Annotated in this window: 14 protein-coding genes; 9 read left to right on the top strand and 5 right to left on the bottom strand. The window is 73.0% G+C overall.

The features are described from left to right. Window positions 1-108 precede the first annotated feature (108 nt). Window positions 109-1,254 (top strand): 4-hydroxyphenylpyruvate dioxygenase, encoded by a 1,146-nt coding sequence (gene hppD / locus CP968_RS20725; protein ID WP_150519425.1) that lies wholly within the window; start codon window positions 109-111, stop codon window positions 1,252-1,254. Window positions 1,255-1,742: 488 nt separating this feature from the next. Here hppD and CP968_RS20735 read toward each other — a convergent pair whose 3' ends face one another. Continuing rightward, window positions 1,743-3,254 (bottom strand): tetratricopeptide repeat protein, encoded by a 1,512-nt coding sequence (locus CP968_RS20735; protein WP_229886592.1) that lies wholly within the window; start codon window positions 3,252-3,254, stop codon window positions 1,743-1,745. A gap of 96 nt (window positions 3,255-3,350) precedes the next feature. On the opposite strand from CP968_RS20735, the gene CP968_RS20740 reads away from it, so the two are divergent. Continuing rightward, window positions 3,351-4,733 carry an FAD-binding oxidoreductase gene (locus tag CP968_RS20740; protein WP_150519426.1) on the top strand — a complete coding sequence of 461 codons (1,383 nt, stop codon included), beginning with the start codon at window positions 3,351-3,353 and terminating at the stop codon, window positions 4,731-4,733. A 98-nt stretch (window positions 4,734-4,831) separates the two neighbouring features. On the opposite strand, the gene CP968_RS20745 is transcribed toward CP968_RS20740, so the two are convergent. Further along, a complete protein-coding gene (locus tag CP968_RS20745; RefSeq protein WP_150519427.1) occupies window positions 4,832-5,311 on the bottom strand; it encodes an SsgA family sporulation/cell division regulator in 480 nt (159 codons plus the stop codon). A 292-nt stretch (window positions 5,312-5,603) separates the two neighbouring features. Between CP968_RS20745 and CP968_RS20750 the strand changes: the two genes are divergently transcribed. Together CP968_RS20750 and CP968_RS20755 are read left to right on the top strand one after the other, a co-directional pair. Continuing rightward, entirely contained in the window at window positions 5,604-7,220 is a 1,617-nt protein-coding gene (locus CP968_RS20750) for an RDD family protein (RefSeq protein ID WP_150519428.1), read from the top strand. A 76-nt stretch (window positions 7,221-7,296) separates the two neighbouring features. Next, complete coding sequence (locus CP968_RS20755) at window positions 7,297-8,025, top strand: RDD family protein (protein ID WP_150519429.1); 729 nt, start codon at window positions 7,297-7,299, stop codon at window positions 8,023-8,025. Window positions 8,026-8,180: 155 nt separating this feature from the next. On the opposite strand, the gene CP968_RS20760 is transcribed toward CP968_RS20755, so the two are convergent. Beyond that, window positions 8,181-8,456: a hypothetical protein gene (locus CP968_RS20760; RefSeq protein ID WP_150519430.1), complete on the bottom strand. Its 276-nt coding sequence runs from the start codon at window positions 8,454-8,456 to the stop codon at window positions 8,181-8,183. Between the two features lie 483 nt (window positions 8,457-8,939). On the opposite strand from CP968_RS20760, the gene CP968_RS20765 reads away from it, so the two are divergent. Then, window positions 8,940-11,297, top strand: coding sequence for an immune inhibitor A domain-containing protein (locus CP968_RS20765; RefSeq protein WP_150522029.1), 2,358 nt, complete (start codon window positions 8,940-8,942; stop codon window positions 11,295-11,297). A gap of 113 nt (window positions 11,298-11,410) precedes the next feature. Then, window positions 11,411-11,713, top strand: a complete 303-nt coding sequence (locus CP968_RS20770) for a hypothetical protein (protein ID WP_150522030.1) — start codon at window positions 11,411-11,413, stop codon at window positions 11,711-11,713. A 44-nt stretch (window positions 11,714-11,757) separates the two neighbouring features. On the opposite strand, the gene CP968_RS20775 is transcribed toward CP968_RS20770, so the two are convergent. Beyond that, window positions 11,758-12,381 (bottom strand): isochorismatase family protein, encoded by a 624-nt coding sequence (locus tag CP968_RS20775; protein WP_150519431.1) that lies wholly within the window; start codon window positions 12,379-12,381, stop codon window positions 11,758-11,760. A 144-nt stretch (window positions 12,382-12,525) separates the two neighbouring features. Beyond that, window positions 12,526-13,854, bottom strand: coding sequence for a nicotinate phosphoribosyltransferase (locus CP968_RS20780; protein ID WP_150519432.1), 1,329 nt, complete (start codon window positions 13,852-13,854; stop codon window positions 12,526-12,528). Window positions 13,855-13,934: 80 nt separating this feature from the next. Here CP968_RS20780 and clpS point away from each other — a divergent pair, with 80 nt between their 5' ends. The 3 genes from clpS to CP968_RS20795 all read left to right on the top strand — a co-directional run bounded on the left by clpS (window position 13,935) and on the right by CP968_RS20795 (window position 16,610). Next, complete coding sequence (gene clpS, locus CP968_RS20785) at window positions 13,935-14,249, top strand: ATP-dependent Clp protease adapter ClpS (RefSeq protein WP_150519433.1); 315 nt, start codon at window positions 13,935-13,937, stop codon at window positions 14,247-14,249. Continuing rightward, on the top strand, window positions 14,249-14,854 hold the full coding sequence (locus CP968_RS20790) for a DUF2017 domain-containing protein (RefSeq protein ID WP_150519434.1): 606 nt from the start codon (window positions 14,249-14,251) through the stop codon (window positions 14,852-14,854). Before clpS ends, CP968_RS20790 begins: the two co-directional genes overlap by 1 nt. A gap of 316 nt (window positions 14,855-15,170) precedes the next feature. Further along, entirely contained in the window at window positions 15,171-16,610 is a 1,440-nt protein-coding gene (locus tag CP968_RS20795) for an amino acid permease (RefSeq protein WP_150519435.1), read from the top strand. The last annotated feature ends 74 nt before the right edge of the window (window positions 16,611-16,684 follow it).

Raw genomic sequence — 16,684 nt, forward strand, 5'->3', positions numbered from 1 at the left:
TGGTCATAGTGCACAGATGTTTCAGTCATCCTGCGACGGCACTGGACAGGATGTACAGCGGAAACGGAAACTATTGCGCAGCTTGTGGATCGGCGGGACTCTGCGCTCATGACTGAGACCCTCGACACCACCCCGCACACCGCGCGTGAGGCCGACCCCTTCCCGGTGAAGGGCATGGACGCGGTCGTCTTCGCCGTGGGCAATGCCAAGCAGGCCGCGCACTACTACTCGACCGCCTTCGGCATGAAGCTCGTGGCCTACTGCGGACCGGAGAACGGCGTCCGCGAGACCGCCAGCTACGTCCTGACCAACGGCTCGGCCCGCTTCGTCCTGACCTCGGTCATCAAGGAGGCGACCGACCGCGGCCGCTCCCTCGCGCGGCACGTCGCCGAGCACGGCGACGGCGTGGTCGACCTCGCCATCGAGGTCCCCGACGCCCGGGCCGCCTACGCGTACGCCGTCGAGCACGGCGCGCGCGGCCTGGACGAGCCGCACGAGGTCAAGGACGAGCACGGCACGGTCGTGCTCGCCGCCATCGCCACGTACGGCGAGACCCGCCACACGCTGGTCGAGCGCCGCGACTACACCGGCCCCTACCTGCCGGGCTTCGTCGCCGTCGACCCGCTGGTCGAGCCGCCGGCCAAGCGGACCTTCCAGGCGATCGACCACTGCGTCGGCAACGTCGAGCTGGGCCGCATGAACGAGTGGGTGGCGTTCTACAACAAGGTCATGGGCTTCACGAACATGAAGGAGTTCGTGGGCGACGACATCGCGACCGAGTACTCGGCGCTGATGTCGAAGGTGGTCGCGGACGGCACCCTGAAGGTGAAGTTCCCGATCAACGAGCCGGCGATCGCGAAGAAGAAGTCGCAGATCGACGAGTACCTGGAGTTCTACGGCGGCGCGGGCGTCCAGCACATCGCGCTGGCCACGAACGACATCGTCGCGAGCGTGCGCGCCATGCGCGCGGCGGGCGTGCGCTTCCTCGACACCCCGGACTCGTACTACGACACGCTCGGCGAGTGGGCGGGCGAGACGCGGGTGCCGGTGGAGACCCTGCGCGAGCTGAAGATCCTCGTCGACCGCGACGAGGACGGCTACCTGCTGCAGATCTTCACCAAGCCGGTGCAGGACCGGCCGACGGTCTTCTTCGAGATGATCGAGCGGCACGGCTCGATGGGCTTCGGCAAGGGCAACTTCAAGGCGCTGTTCGAGGCGATCGAGCGGGAGCAGGAGAAGCGCGGCAACCTCTAGCCGCAGCCGCAGCCGCAGCCGCAGCCGCAGCCGCAGCCGCAGCCGCCGCCGCCGCCGGCGGCGGGCCGGGCCCTGTCCTGCGGCCCGGCCGCCCTCCGGGCCGCACGGCACCCGCCGGGCCGCCGCAGCCGCAGCCGCAACCTCTAGCCGCAGCCGCAGCCGCAGCCGCAGCCGCAGCCGCAGCCGGCGGGCCGGGCCCTGTCCTGCGGCCCGGCCGCCCTCCGGGCCGCACGGCACCCGCCGGGCCGCCGCAGCCGCCGCCGCCGGCGCCGGCGGGCCGGGCCCTGACCCGCGGCCCCGCCGCCCTCCGGGCCGCACCGGCACCCGCCGGTGCGGCCCGTCGTGCGTACGGGCGTCCGGGCCCGGCCCTGCCCTGCCCTGGCCATGCCCTTGGCCCCGCCCCGGTCCGTGCCCGGGCGCGCCGCCGTCGCGGGGGCTCCGCCCCGGGGCCCCCGCGCCTCGATCGCCGGCGGGGCTCGGGGTGGGGGTCAGCGGGACGGGGAGGGCTTCGGTTTGGTCGGGGGGGCCGGCTTCGGCTTCTTCGGGGGGTTCGGTTTCGGGAGTTCCGGGGCGACCCACGGCCTGGTCGGCAGGAGGTTCTCCGGGCCACCCGGCCCCGGCTGGCCGATCGCCGCCAGGGCCTCCTTGGCCAGCGGCGCCCGCAGCGGCGAGAACCGCGGATTGGTCCGCATGGCCTCCTCCAGGTGCCGCCGCACCGCCGCCTCGTCCCCCAGGCCCCGCTCGATCATGGCCCGGTGGTAGGCGAAGTCCGCGCTCCGCAGCCCCGGCTCCGTGGCCTTCTTCGCGTACTCCAGCGCCGCCGTGTCCTCGCCCGACCGGTGCAGCGCCCACCCCAGCGCGTCGGCGACCTGCATGTTCTTGTGCCGGGCCCACTCCTGCGACAGCCGCCGCACCGCCGCCGCCGGATCACCGTGGTCCGCCTCGTACAGGCCCAGCACCACGTCGTCGTCCACCCCGTGCACGTCGTCCCGGGCGGCCAGCGCGCCCAGCATGTCGTACGGCACGCGCGCCTCCTGGTCCCGGCCCAGCGCCTCCAGCAGCTCGCCCAGCTCCAGCGCCAGCTGCGGCACCGGCGTGCGCCCCAGCGCCAGCCGGTAGTCCCGCACCGCCTCCCCGCCGCGCCCCAGTCCGGCCAGCGCCTTCGCCCGGCCGCCCAGCGCCTGCGCCTGACCCGGGTCCGTCCGCAGCGAGGCCTCGAACTGCCGCAGGGACTCCGCGGTGTCCCCCCGCTCCCACGCCAGCTCCCCGAGCCGGTACAGCGCGTACGCCTTCTCCGCCGGAGCCTTCGCCGCGCCCGCCGCGTGCTCCATCGCCATGGTCGCGTCCTCGCGCCAGCCGCGGTCCCGGTAGACCTGTGAGGCCCTCGTGTAGCCGACCAGGCCCGGCTGGAGCTCCAGCAGCCGGTCCATCGCCTGCTGCGCCGCCTTGTAGTCGCCCAGCCCCGCGTACGCGTCCACCAGCACCGGGTACGCCGACCACCGCTTCGGCGCCTGCGCCCGCAGCAGCTCGCCCCACTTCTTCCCGGTCCCGTAGTCCCGCCGGGCATTGGCCAGCGCGCCCATGCCCGTCATCGCGTCCAGGTTGCCCTTCTCCGCCGGACGGACCTCCAGCGACCGCTTCAGCGCCTTCTCCGCCTTCGGGAACCAGCCCGTGTCCGCGGTGCGCCGCGCCTGCTCCAGGTAGGCGGCCCCGAGCACCGCCCACGAGGCGTCGTCCTTCGGATGCGCCGCGACCCACTTCTCGCGGTCCGCGACCAGCGCCGACAGGTCCACCGCCGCCGCCGGCGCGCCCATCCCGACCGCCGACGCGGCCCGCTCGCTCGGCCCGGGCGGACGGGCGTCGTCAGCGGTGCGGGCCGGCCGGATCAGCAGGGCCCCGGCGATCAGGACCACGGCGACCGCGGCCGCCACGAGCGTCTTGCGGCCGGTGAAGGTCACGGGGGGCGCCGGCTGCTGCGATTCCACGTCCATACGGTCCATGTGCTCACTGTGCGTCAATATGAAGAGCTCTCCGAGGTGTCCGAAGAGGGGCGCGGGCGTGTTCACACCGATGGCCCCGAGTGCCACGCTGGCACCATGGACGCCGATCTCTCCGCACAGCTCACCGCACGCCTGCTGGCAGGGCTCCCGGCCGAGGCCCTGCTCACCGACCCCCAGGTCACCGCCTCCTACGCCTCCGACATGGCGGGCTTCTGCGCGGCCGGCACCCCGGCCGCCGTGGTCCTGCCCCGCACCGTCGAACAGGTGCGGCACGTGATGCGCACCGCCACCGCCCTACGGGTCCCCGTGGTCCCGCAGGGCGCCCGCACGGGCCTGTCCGGCGCCGCCAACGCCTCCGACGGCTGCATCGTCCTGTCCCTGGTGAAGATGGACCGCATCCTGGAGGTCTCCGCCGTCGACCGGATCGCCGTCGTCGAGCCCGGCGTCGTCAACGCCGTGCTCTCGCGGGCCGTCGCCGAGCTCGGCCTGTACTACCCGCCCGACCCCTCCAGCTGGGAGCAGTGCACCATCGGCGGCAACATCGGCACCGCCTCCGGCGGCCTGTGCTGCGTCAAGTACGGGGTCACCGCCGAGTACGTCCTCGGCCTCGACGTGGTCCTGGCCGACGGACGGCTGCTGACCACCGGCCGCCGCACCGCCAAGGGCGTCGCCGGCTACGACCTCACCCGGCTCTTCGTGGGCTCCGAGGGCAGCCTCGGCGTCGTCGTCCGGGCCGTCCTCGCACTGCGCCCGGCTCCGCCCCGCCAGCTGGCGCTGGCCGCCGAGTTCCCCTCCGCCGCGGCCGCCTGCGCGGCCGTCTGCGCCGTCATGGAGGCCGGGCTGACCCCCTCGCTGCTGGAGCTGATGGACCGGACGACCGTCCGCGCCGTCAACGCCCTCGGCAAGATGGGCCTGCCCGAGTCCACCGAGGCCCTGCTGCTCGCCGCCTTCGACACCCCGCACGCCGCCGAGGAGCTCGCGGCGGTGGCGGAGCTGTGCACGGCCGCCGGAGCCACCGCCGTGGTCCCCGCCGACGACGAGGCCGAGTCCGAACTGCTGCTCCAGGCACGGCGGATGTCGCTGACCGCCCTCGACGCGCTGCGCCCGGCCACGATGATCGACGACGTGTGCGTACCGCGCTCGCGGCTCGCCGAGATGCTCGACGGCACGGCCGCCATCGCCCGCGCGTACGAGCTGCTCATCGGGGTCTGCGCGCACGCGGGCGACGGCAACACCCACCCCGTGGTCTGCTTCGACCCGGCCGACGAGGACGAGACGCGCCGGGCCCGCGAGTCCTTCGACGCGATCATGGCGCTCGGGCTGTCCCTCGGCGGGACGATCACCGGCGAACACGGCGTGGGCGTACTGAAGAAGGAGTGGCTGGCCCGCGAACTGGGCCCGGTCGGGCTGGAGATGCAGCGCGCGGTCAAGCACGCCTTCGACCCGCTCGGGCTGTTGAACCCGGGCAAGCTGTTCTGACCCGCCACCGGGCCCCGCGCCGGACCGGCTCCGCGTCCGCACCCGTAGCCGCGTCCGCACCCGCGTCCGTAGATGCGCCCGCGTCCGGGCGCCGGGGCTCACAGCTCGCCGTCCGCCGACTCGTCCGAGGGCCACGGGTCGCGCAGCCACAGCTCGTCCGCCGGGGTGGGGGCGAGCAGCAGCTCCAGCGCGGCGTCCAGGCCGAGCCGTCCGGCCTCGGTGCCGGGCGGCACGGTCCGCAGCGTGCTCTCCAGCCAGGCCGACACCAGGGGGGCCGGGGCCTCCAGCAGGGCGTCGCCGTCCGGGGAGCTGAGGGCGAGGCAGAGCACGGCCCGGTTGTCGATCTTCGTGGGCCAGATCCGGACGTCGCCGTGGCCGCAGGGCCGGAACACCCCCTCCACCAGCAGCTCGCGGGCGAAGGTCCAGTTGACCGGGGCGCTGGAGCCGGTGTGGAAGGTGATGTGGACGGCGTACGGGTCCTCGGTGAGGTAGCGCAGGCGTGCGGGGACGGCGACGCTGCGCTCGGGTGACACGACCAGCTTCAGTTCCAGCTCGCGCTCGATGACGGGGTGCTGCATGGCGGCCTCACTCACTTCGGTGCCCCGCACGCGAGGGGTGCGCGCCGGGCGGCGGTGCGCGGGGCCGGATCGCGCCCCGCACCCGGAGAGAGTCGCGGGGCGCCCGGATGTGACGCGGGTTCGGGCCGAAGGAAAAGTTTGGCCTGATGTTTTCGAATGACCGAAAACAGTCGTATGCGCAAGAGTTCGCCCGAAGGCTTGCATTCTTCCGTTACCGGACCTGCCGGACGGCGGTTCTTGGCTATGGTCCTTCCTTTGGACAAGCCTCAAGCCACGATCGGAGTTGGGGACATTGACGGCCTCCCCTGGTGACGGCGAGCAAGCGGCCCGCGAGGGCTACTACCCCGATCCGTCCATCCCCGGGTACGTCCGGTACTGGAACGGCGCCGCCTGGGTTCCCGGTACGAGCCGACCCGCCCCGGCCCAGGCCGCCCCGCCCGCCCCCGCTCCGATGGAGGAGACCGGGCCGGTCTTCCTCGACGAGACCTCCGCGACCGAGGCGCTGCCGGAGTCGGGCGTGTGGCAGGCCGACCCCCTCCACCAGGGCGGCTTCGGCGGCCCGCGCGACCACCGGGTGTCCTGGGGCAGCCCGGCCGATCCGGCGGAGCCCGCCACCGGACACGCGCCCCGGCGCGCGGCCGCACCCGGCGCGGAGCACGCGACGGCCCGCGCAGCCGACCACGAGGGCGCGCACGGGGCCGGCCACGAGGGCGCGCGCGGGGCCGGGTACGGGGCCGGGTACGGCGACGGCCACGGAACCGGCCCCGGGGCCGCCCGCCCGGCCGCGCACGCGGAGGGGTACGACGGCGGGTACGGAACCGGAATCGGAACCGGAACCGGAACCGGGGCCGGGCCCGAGGCCGCCCGCCCCGCCGCGCACGCGGCCGCCGCCCGCCCGGCCGGGACCCCGGTCGGGCGGGCCCGGCCCGAGTCGCCGGACGGGCCGGGCGCCGCCGGGATCTCCCTGGCCCGCAGGCCGTTCGGCGCGCCGGCCCCGGCACCCGCCGCCGTATCCGCCTCCGCCGCCCTGGCGGCCCCGGCCGCCCGGCTCCCCTCGCACGCCCCCGCGGGCATCCTCTCGGCCCGCTCCCCGGCCGCCGCCCCCACCGCCCTCGCCGCCCCCGCCGCTCCCGCACCCGCCCCCGCCGTCCCGGCCCCGGCCGCCCCGCAGGCTCCCGCGCCGGAGTGGCCCGACGCCCCGGGCGGCGCCTCCGGAGCGCGCGGCACCGGCCTCACCTCCTCCTGGCCCGAGGCGGCCCCCCGCACCCCGGCCGACGCCCCGGCCCCGGCCGCTCCCGCAGCCCCCGCCCCGGAGGCCGCCGGGGCCTCGGCGCCGGGGTGGGAGCCGCGCGCCGGCGGCGCCCGTCCGGCGCCGACCCGGCCCGTGCCCGCGGCCCGTACCGCGACGCCCCGCGCCGTGTTCGAGCAGATGGCCGACCGGGCCGTGCGCCCCGCCGGGCTGCCGCGCCGGATCGCGGCCCGCGCCCTGGACTCGCTGGTCCTCGGAGCCGTCGCGGTCGCGGTCGCGCTGCCCCGGCTGCCCGCCGCCACCGCCCACCTCCAGTCCAAGATCGACACGGCCCGGGCGGGCGGCCGCACCACCACCGTCTGGCTGCTCGACGGGACGATCGCCGGCCAGCTCGGCCCGGCGCTCGGCGCCGTACTGTTCTTCGGCCTCTTCTACGAGGTCCTGCCCACCGCCCGCTGGGGCCGTACGCCCGGCAAGAAGCTGCTCGGCGTCCGCGTGCTCGCCACCGCCACGCTGCGCCCGCCCACCGTCGGCGCGGCCCTGCGCCGCTGGCTGGTGTACGGGCTGCTGGGCCTGCCGGGAAGCCTCTGGTGCCTCGTGGACCGCCCGCGCCGCCGGGCCTGGCACGACAGGGCGGCCGGGACGTACGTGGCCCGCTGAGCGCCCCGGAGCGGGCCGTCGCCCGAACGGACGCGGCCCCGTTGCGGGGGCCCCGGAGCCGGGTTCGACTCGGGCCATGAGTACCGACCAGCCGCCGCCGGGCCAGCCGCCCGAGGACGACCCGTTCCTCAAGAAGCCGCAGGAACCGACGCCCCCGTCGGGCGGTTCGCCGTACGGCTCGCCGCCTCCCGGGGACGGCGGCCACCCGCCGCCCCCGCCCCCCGGAGGCCCGGGCGGCGGCTATCCGCCCCCGCCGCCCCCGTACGGCGGCGGGGACCCGTACGGCGGCAGCGGCGGCTACGGCATGCCCGATCCGCTGGCCGGTATGCCGCCGCTCGCGGACTTCGGCAGGCGGCTCGCGGCCCGCGTCATCGACGTGATCATCGTCGCGGTACCGCTGTTCCTCATCCAGCTGGCGTTCGGCACCAACCGCTACACCGTCGACACGAGCCGCGGCGAGGACGTCTCCGAGGTCGTCACCAAGTCGTACAGCGGCAGCGGCCTCGTCATGACCCTGATCTCGATCCTGCTGTACGTCGGCTACGACTGGTGGTTCACCAGGAAGAACGGCCAGACCCTCGGCAAGAAGGCGATGGGCCTGCGCGTCGCGATGCTCAACGACGGCAGCGTCCCCCCGTCCAACGCGTCCCTGAGCCGCGCCGCGGTGCTGTGGCTGCCCACGCTGATCTGCTGCTTCTGCCTGTGGCCGATCGCGCTGGTGATCTCGATCCTCGTCGACAAGCCCTACCGGCAGGCCCTGCACGACAAGGTCGCCAAGACGGTGGTCGTCAAGGTCACGACCTGACCCCACCCGACCCACCCGAACCACGCGTGCCGCCGCGACGGCACGGCGAAGCGGCAGCGCCACGCGGGCGGCCTCCCTCCGGGGAGGCCGCCCGCGCCGCATCGCGCACCGGAGCCGCGGGGCCGCGGGGCCGACCGGGGCGTGGCCGCAACGGCCTAGTGGTGCACCGGGTGTTCGGCGCCGGCCTTCCTGGGCTCGGGCACCCGCGCCCCGGCGGGGGCCGCGGCGGCCCCGGCGCGGGCCGCGGGGCGGCCACGGCGCCCGGGGGCGGGCACGGTGAGGGCGACGAGCAGACCGAGCGCGAGGGCGGCCGCGGAGATGACCGCGACCCCGAGTCCCGTGCTGGTCTGCGAGAGCAGCAGCATGGCGAGGGTCGACACGACGACGGTGGCGGATCCGTAGGCGAGCTGTGCGGCAGTCGGACGCGGCATGGCGATATCCGTCCTCAGGGAGGGGAGGGGGAGTCGGCTCAACTGGGTCGCGCGTCAAGTGACTCTACGACCGTGGATGCCCGGACGGAACGGCCGGTAAGCGTGACCTAACCCACGGTGCCGGAGCACGGGGGGCGCACGGGTTCATTTTCCGGACGGCCCGCTGAGATGAACCGGCCAGCAAACCGGCGAGAACCGGACAGAAGTGCGACCGGGAGACACCCTTCGCCCCGTATGGAAGCGGAACGTCCGAATAGCGGAACTCATCGCCCGCATAGTGCAGTTGTAACGAACAAGTCAAGGTCTGTCTTTTCTCGCGTCTCTCCGGTCAAATGTCGTCACTTGAGACGCGCGCCGCGCGGAACCCCCCGCTCCTATGGAGACGTTCCGACCTATGTTGCGGCCGCGGGAGGGGAACGACATCAAGTGACCAGCAACTCCGTCAGACGACGCGCCCTGCGCGCTGCCGCCGTCACCGTGACGATGGCCGCCTGTGCGACCAGTGCCACCTTCTTCAGCGTCACCGCCGCCCAGGCGGACCCGACTCCGGTCGGGGCCCCCGCGGCCGAGCACCAGGACCCGACCGCTCCGTCCAAGGAGCAGGTCAAGCACGACCTGGAGGGCCCCTACAGCAAGCAGCAGTCGCAGCAGCGCGAAGCGGCCCTGAACCAGGTGCTGAGCGGCAAGAAGGACGTCGAGCAGCGCGGCGCCTCCAAGGTCGTCAAGCTCGACGACAAGAAGTACGTCGAGCTCGGCCGCGAGAAGACCGACAAGATCTTCACGATCCTCGTCGAGTTCGGCGACCAGGTCGACAACACGACCATGTACGACCCGGACGGCCCGGGCCCGAAGCCCGAGGCCCCCAAGTACGGCGGCACCCCCGGTCCGCTGCACAACACGATCGCCCAGCCGGACCGCGCGCAGGACAACAGCACGGCCTGGCGCAAGGACTTCAGCCGCAGCTACTTCCAGGACCTGTACTTCGGTACGGGCAAGGGCAAGGACTCGCTGAAGACCTACTACGAGAAGACCTCCTCGGGCCGCTACTCGGTCGAGGGCGAGGTCGCCGACTGGGTCAAGGTCCCGTACAACGAGGCCCGCTACGGCTCCAACTACTGCGGCCAGACCAACTGCTCCAACGTCTGGGACACCGTCAAGGACGGCGTCACGGCGTGGACCGCGGCCCAGAAGAAGGCCGGGAAGACCGACGCGCAGATCAAGGCGCAGCTGTCCCAGTACGACCAGTGGGACCGCTACGACTTCGACGGCGACGGCAACTTCAACGAGCCCGACGGCTACATCGACCACTTCCAGATCGTCCACGCGGGCGAGGACGAGTCGGCCGGCGGCGGCGTGCAGGGCACCAACGCGCTGTGGGCCCACCGCTGGTACGCCTACGGCACCCAGGCAGGCAAGACCGGCCCGGACAACAACAAGGCCGGCGGCACCCAGATCGGCGACACCGGCATCTGGGTCGGCGACTACACGATGCAGCCGGAGAACGGCGGCCTCGGCGTCTTCGCGCACGAGTACGGCCACGACCTCGGCCTGCCCGACCTCTACGACACCTCCGGTGGCGGCGAGAACGGCGTCGGCTTCTGGTCCCTGATGTCGGCCGGCTCCTGGCTCGGCAAGGGCAAGGACTCCATAGGCGACCTCCCGGGCGACATGACCGCCTGGGACAAGCTCCAGCTGGGCTGGCTGAACTACGACAAGGCCAAGGCCGCGACGAAGTCCACCCACACGCTGGGCGTCTCCGCGTACAACACCAAGGACAAGCAGGCGCTGGTCGTCGAGCTGCCCAAGAAGAAGGTCCAGACCGACGTCGTCGCTCCCGCCGAGGGCTCCTCGCAGTGGTGGAGCAACATGGGTGACGACCTCAAGAACACCCTCACCCGGTCGGTCGACCTGACGGGCAAGAAGTCCGCCGCCCTGTCCCTCAAGGGCTGGTGGGACATCGAGGCCGAGTACGACTTCCTCTACACCGAGGTGTCCACCGACGGCGGCACCTCCTGGACGCCGCTCGCCGGCACCGCCGACGGCGCGGCCCTCCCGGTCGACGCCTCCGGCAGCCCGTCGCTGACCGGTGCCTCGGGCGCCTGGAAGTCGCTGAACTTCCCGCTCGACGCCTACGCGGGCAAGAAGGTCGACCTCCGCTTCCGTTACCAGACGGACGGCGGCGCGGGCGGCAAGGGCTTCACCGCCGACGCCCTCGCGATCACCGCGGACGGCTCCACCCTGTTCACCGACGGCGCCGAGAACGGCGACAACGGCTGGACCGGCAAGGGCTTCTCCCGCATCGGCGCGAACTTCACCAAGGAGTACGCGCAGTACTACCTGGCCGAGAACCGCCGCTACGTGTCGTACGACTCCACCCTCAAGGTGGGCCCGTACAACTTCGGCTTCTCCAACACCCGTCCGGACTGGGTCGAGCACTACCCGTACCAGGACGGTCTGCTGATCTGGCAGTGGGACACCTCCCAGAAGGACAACAACACCAGCCAGCACCCGGGCCAGGGCCTGATCCTGCCGATCGACGCCAACGCCAAGCCCATGAAGTGGGCCGACGGCACGCTGCTGCGGAACAAGATCCAGCCGTACGACGCGACCTTCAGCGCCTACTCGACGGACGCGTTCACGCTGCACAAGAACGGCGAGTCGCTCTTCGTCAAGCCGAAGCCCACGAACCTGGTCTTCGACGACCGCAAGGGCAAGTACTACTACGACGAGAACCCGACCGGCTCCGTGAAGGTCACTGACACCAACACGAAGATCAAGATCGTCAAGGAGACCTACGATGGCCTCCAGATGAAGATCGAGGTCGGACCCTCCGGTAAGTAGTCCGGTAAAACCGCAGGTCAAAGCGTGATCGGCCGTCGCCCTCTAGCGGGCGGCGGCCGATCGCGTTTAGATGCGTGAGCCGAGTCTTCTTATTGACGGGGGAGCTGAAGATCATGCCGGGTGGCGGTTTCGTCAGATTGCCGGGCGGCAGCGTGGTGGTCGCGCTCACGCTGCCGAGACCCTCCGGAGAGGGTGGGAACGTCCGCGTGCTGGTGCACGCCGCGAACCGGGCCCGCGCCCTGACCAGGCTGCGGAACCTCGGAATGCGGGCCGTGTACCTCCGGGGCAACGCACAGCCCCCGACCCCCGACGAGGTGACGGCCGTCCTCCACCATCCGGACGGCCTCCTGTGGCGCGGCGCGCCCGACGTGGCCGCCGAGCTCTGGCACCCGATACGGGCCCTGCTGGGGCGGTAGGGCCGGGGCCGCCCGGACGGGCGGCGGGTGTCCCGCCCGGGGCCTCAGAGCGCGTCGGGCCCGTCGGGGGCGACCCGCCGGGCCCCGCCGCCGACCAGCCGGACCCCGGCCTCCCGGAGCTCTTCCAGGGCCCGTGCGGTGGTGTGCGGGGCGACGGCGGCCGTCAGGTCGAGCAGGACGCGGGTGGTGAAGCCGGCGCGGGCGGCGTCGAGGGCGGTGGCCTTCACGCAGTGGTCGGTGGCGATGCCGACCACGTCCACCTCGGTGACCTCCCGCTCGCGCAGCCACTCGGCCAGGCGGGCCCCGTTCTCGTCGGCGCCCTCGAAGCCGCTGTAGGCCGCCTCGTACGCGCCCTTGTCGAAGACGGCGGCGATGGCCCCGGACGCGACGGCGGGGGCGAAGTTCGGGTGGAAGCCGACGCCCTCGGTGCCGGCGACGCAGTGGACCGGCCAGGAGGTCTCGTAGTCCGGCTCGGCCGGCGGGTGCGCGAAGTGGGCGCCCGGGTCGACGTGGTGGTCGCGGGTCGCCACCACGTGCCGGTAGCCGGGCGTGGCCTGGCCTATCAGCTCGGTGACGGCCGCGGCGACGTCGGCCCCGCCGGCGACCGCGAGGCTGCCGCCTTCGCAGAAGTCGTTCTGGACGTCGACGACGATCAGTGCGCGGTGCATGGCGCGTGCCCTTCGGTTCGTTGTGGTGGAGCGGGGTCGGGGCCCGCGGAGGCTCTTCCCCCACCCCGCCCCTGCCCGAAACCGGGCGCCCTGCCCCGCTCCCGCCCCACGGGTTTCACCGGAGGCGGGAGCGGCCGCGGCCGCTCAGACGTACTCGGTGGGGATCACGGCCTCGCCGCGCGAGAGCTGCGTCGCCGACAGCGGGAGCCCCGCCAGGGCCGCGCGGTGGCGGTCGCGGGCCGCCTCCAGCGGCTCGCGGGTCACCACCTCGCCCGCCTTCACGAGCAGGGTCGCCAGCTGGTCGCCGGCCAGCGCGGCCGGCACCGGGCCCAGGCCCACGACCTCCGCCTCGGCGACCCCGTCGGCGTCCCGGCGGCGGGCCGCCCACTTGCGGCCGCCGAGCGAGGTCTTGCCGCCCGAGGACTTCTTCGCCACCGGCACCAGCGCCGCCTTCGGGTCCGCCGAGGCCGCCCGCGCCACCAGCTTGTAGACCATCGAGCACGTGGGGTGCCCGCTGCCCGTCACCAGCTGCGTGCCCACGCCGTACGCGTCGACCGGGGCCGCCGCCAGCGAGGCGATGGCGTACTCGTCCAGGTCCGAGGTGACCACGATCCGCGTCCCGGTCGCCCCCAGCTCGTCGAGCTGCTGGCGCACCCGGTGGGCCACCAGCAGCAGGTCGCCGGAGTCGATGCGCACCGCGCCCAGCCCCGTCCCCGCGACCTCCACGGCGGTGCGGACCGCCTCCGCCACGTCGTAGGTGTCCACCAGCAGCGTGGTCCCGCCGCCGAGCGAGGCCACCTGTGCGGTGAACGCGTCCCGCTCGCTGTCGTGGACCAGGGTGAAGGCGTGCGCGCTGGTGCCGACCGTCGGGATGCCGTACCGGAAGCCGGCCGCCAGGTCCGAGGTGGAGGCGAAACCGCCCACGTACGCGGCGCGGGCCGCGGCCACCGCCGCCAGCTCGTGGGTGCGCCGGGCGCCCATCTCGATCAGCGGGCGACCGCCGGCGGCCGAGGACATCCGGGAGGCGGCCGCGGCGATGGCCGAGTCGTGGTTGAGGATCGACAGGACCACGGTCTCCAGCAGCACGCACTCGGCGAAGCTGCCCTCCACGCGCAGGACCGGGGAGCCGGGGAAGTAGACCTCGCCCTCCGGGTAGCCCCAGATGTCGCCGGAGAAGCGGTACGAGGCCAGCCACTCCAGCGTCCGTGCGTCGACGACGGCCCGCTCGCGCAGGAACTCCAGCACGGCGCCGTCGAAGCGGAAGTTCTCGACCGCGTCCAGCACCCGGCCGGTGCCGCCGACCACGCCGTAGCGGCGCCCCTCGGGCAGCCGCCGGGTGAAGACCTCGAAGACCGAGCGGCGGTCGGCGGTGCCGTTGGCCAGCGCGGCCTGCAGCATCGTGAGCTCGTAATGGTCCGTGAAGAGCGCTGTCGACGGCACGTCCACCGGCAGGCCCAGGTCCGCAGGGTTCATGTCAGGGATGCTAGCGCACATTTCGTCAGAGTGACGAGATCTAGGCCCCGTTTGTGCGACGGGCCCTCCGCAGTGGCAGCATGGGACGAGTGAGTGTTGCTCCCATTGAGATCGAACGCACCGAATCGGCCGAAGAGACCTTCGCGGTCCCCGAACCCGACGTCCCCTGGGTGACCCTGGTGCACAACGACCCGGTCAACCTCATGAGCTACGTGGCCTACGTGTTCCAGGCGTACTTCGGCTACCCCAAGGACAAGGCGCACCGGCTGATGCTCGACGTCCACCACAAGGGGCGGGCGGTCGTCTCCAGCGGCACCCGCGAGGAAATGGAGCGCGACGTGCAGGCCATGCACGGCTACGGCCTGTGGGCGACGCTGACGCAGGACCGCGGCTGATGGGCGGCACGTTCGAAGCCCTGGGGGACGGCGGCGGCGCCGCCATCGCGCTCGACGAGGTCGAGGTCTCCATCCTGCGCTCGCTCGCGGTCCAGCTGCTGGAGCTGATCGGGCCCGGCGCCCCCGAGCCCGACGCGGACGCCGACCCGCTGGCCGCGCTGTTCGCGGAGGGCCCCTCCGAGCCCCCGTCCGACCCGGCGCTGGCCCGCCTCTTCCCCGACGCCTACGGCGCCCCCGACGGGGAAGGGGACGCGGGCGTGGACCCGGCCGAGCTGACGGCGCGGTCGGCGGAATTCCGCCGCTTCACCGAGAACGACCTGCGCACCCGCAAGCGCGAGGACGCGCTGGCCGTCGTCCGCAGTCTGGACGGGCTCGCCCCGGCCGGCGACGGGGCCGTGGTGCTGGAGCTGACCGGGGAGCTGCCGCTGCGCTGGCTCGGCGCGCTCAACGACCTGCGCCTGACCATCGCCGCCCGCCTCGACATCACCGAGGACGACGAGGGCGCGGTGCTCTTCCGGCTGCCGGACGACGATCCGCGCAAGCCGATGGTGATGGCGTACCTCTGGCTCGGCGGTCTCCAGGAGACCCTCATCGAGACCCTCTGAGACCCGCGGCGCCCCGGACGTTCGCTCAGCGGACGCTCAAATCCGGATAACGATCAGATCACCGCGATGCGGTGATCTGATTGCTTTTTCCCCTGATGTCCTGAATTTCCTGTGGGCTGCGCCACACCCGGTTCCCTCGATCACCCGTAAGCCCGTGATAAATCTTCACGACCGCCGACGGGACGCCACCCATGTCCCGCGGCCTGCTCCGACCGGCTGACCGCCGGAGTGCAACTCCATCCGTATCCGGGGGGATCGAGGACCCGATCCGCAGCCAGTCGAGGCGCGGACCGGCGTGGAGAAAGGCGCACCAGACATGACCTCTGTGCAGGTCGAGCAGCACGGCAAGAAGCCCGGCGAGGGCGGCGAGGGCCAGGGCGGCGAGGGTTACCACCGCGCGCTCGGAGCCCGCCAGATCCAGATGATCGCGATCGGCGGTGCCATCGGCACCGGCCTGTTCCTGGGTGCGGGCAAGGCCATCTCCAAGGCCGGCCCGAGCCTGATCCTGGCCTACGCCATCGCGGGCCTGGTCATCTTCTTCATCATGCGGGCCCTGGGCGAACTGCTCATGTACCGCCCCGTCTCCGGCTCCTTCTCGGACTACGCCCGCCAGTTCCTGGGCCCGTTCTGGGGCTACGCGACCGGCTGGACGTACTGGCTGTTCTGGGTGGTCACCGGCATCACCGAGGTCACCGCGGCCGCGAAGTACATGGCGTACTGGACGCACGACGGCTTCCCGCAATGGGCCTACGCCCTGATCTTCACGGTCATCCTCTACGGCGCCAACCTGATCTCCGTGAAGCTCTTCGGCGAGCTGGAGTTCTGGTTCTCCATGGTCAAGGTCACCGCCATCGTCGGCATGATCCTGATCTGCGCCGGCATCCTCACCATCGGCTTCTCCGACGCCGCCGCGACCGCCTCCGTCTCCAACCTGTGGAACGACGGCGGCTTCTTCCCCAAGGGCATCGGCGGCACGCTGATGACCCTCCAGATCGTCATGTTCGCCTTCCTCGCCGTCGAGCTGGTCGGCGTCACCGCCGGCGAGTCCAAGGACCCCGAGAAGACCCTGCCCAAGGCCATCAACACCGTGCCGTGGCGCATCGCCGTCTTCTACGTCGGCGCCCTGATCATGATCCTGTCGGTCGTCCCGTGGTCCCACTTCCAGCCCGGCGTCTCGCCCTTCGTCGCCGCCTTCGAGCGCATGGGCCTGGGCGTCGGCGCCGCGATCGTCAACTTCGTCGTGCTGACCGCCGCCCTGTCCTCCTGCAACTCGGGCATGTACTCCACCGGCCGCATGCTGCGCGACCTCGCCCTCAACGGCCAGGGCCCGAAGGTCTTCACCAAGCTCACCAGGAGCGGCACCCCGCTCGTCGGCACCACCTTCTCCGCCGCGCTGATGCTGGTGGGCGTCTGGATCAACTACGTCGCCCCGGGCAAGGCCTTCGACTACGTCGTCTCCTTCGCCACCATCTCCGGCATGTGGGCCTGGATCATGATCCTGGTCTGCCAGATCAAGTACCGGGCCAAGGCCGACCGCGGCGAACTGCCCGGCTCCCCCTTCCGGGCCCCCGGAGCGCCGTGGACCAGCTGGTTCTCGCTGCTCTTCATCGGCATGGTCATCGTGATGATGGGCGTCGACAAGGACTCCCGGGTCTCGCTCTACTGCGCCCCGCTGTGGGGCCTGGTCCTCGGCGCCTCCTACCTGGTCCTCAAGCGCCGCAACCCGGAGGGCGCCGCCTTCAACAAGGCCGCCTGACCGCCGGCCGCACCCGGCTCCCGGCCGCCCGCCGCGGCCGGGACCCGCACCCCGCCGGCCGGGCCGCTCCGACG

The sequence above is a fragment of the Streptomyces subrutilus genome, assembly GCF_008704535.1.
Taxonomy (GTDB): Bacteria; Actinomycetota; Actinomycetes; order Streptomycetales; family Streptomycetaceae; genus Streptomyces; species Streptomyces subrutilus.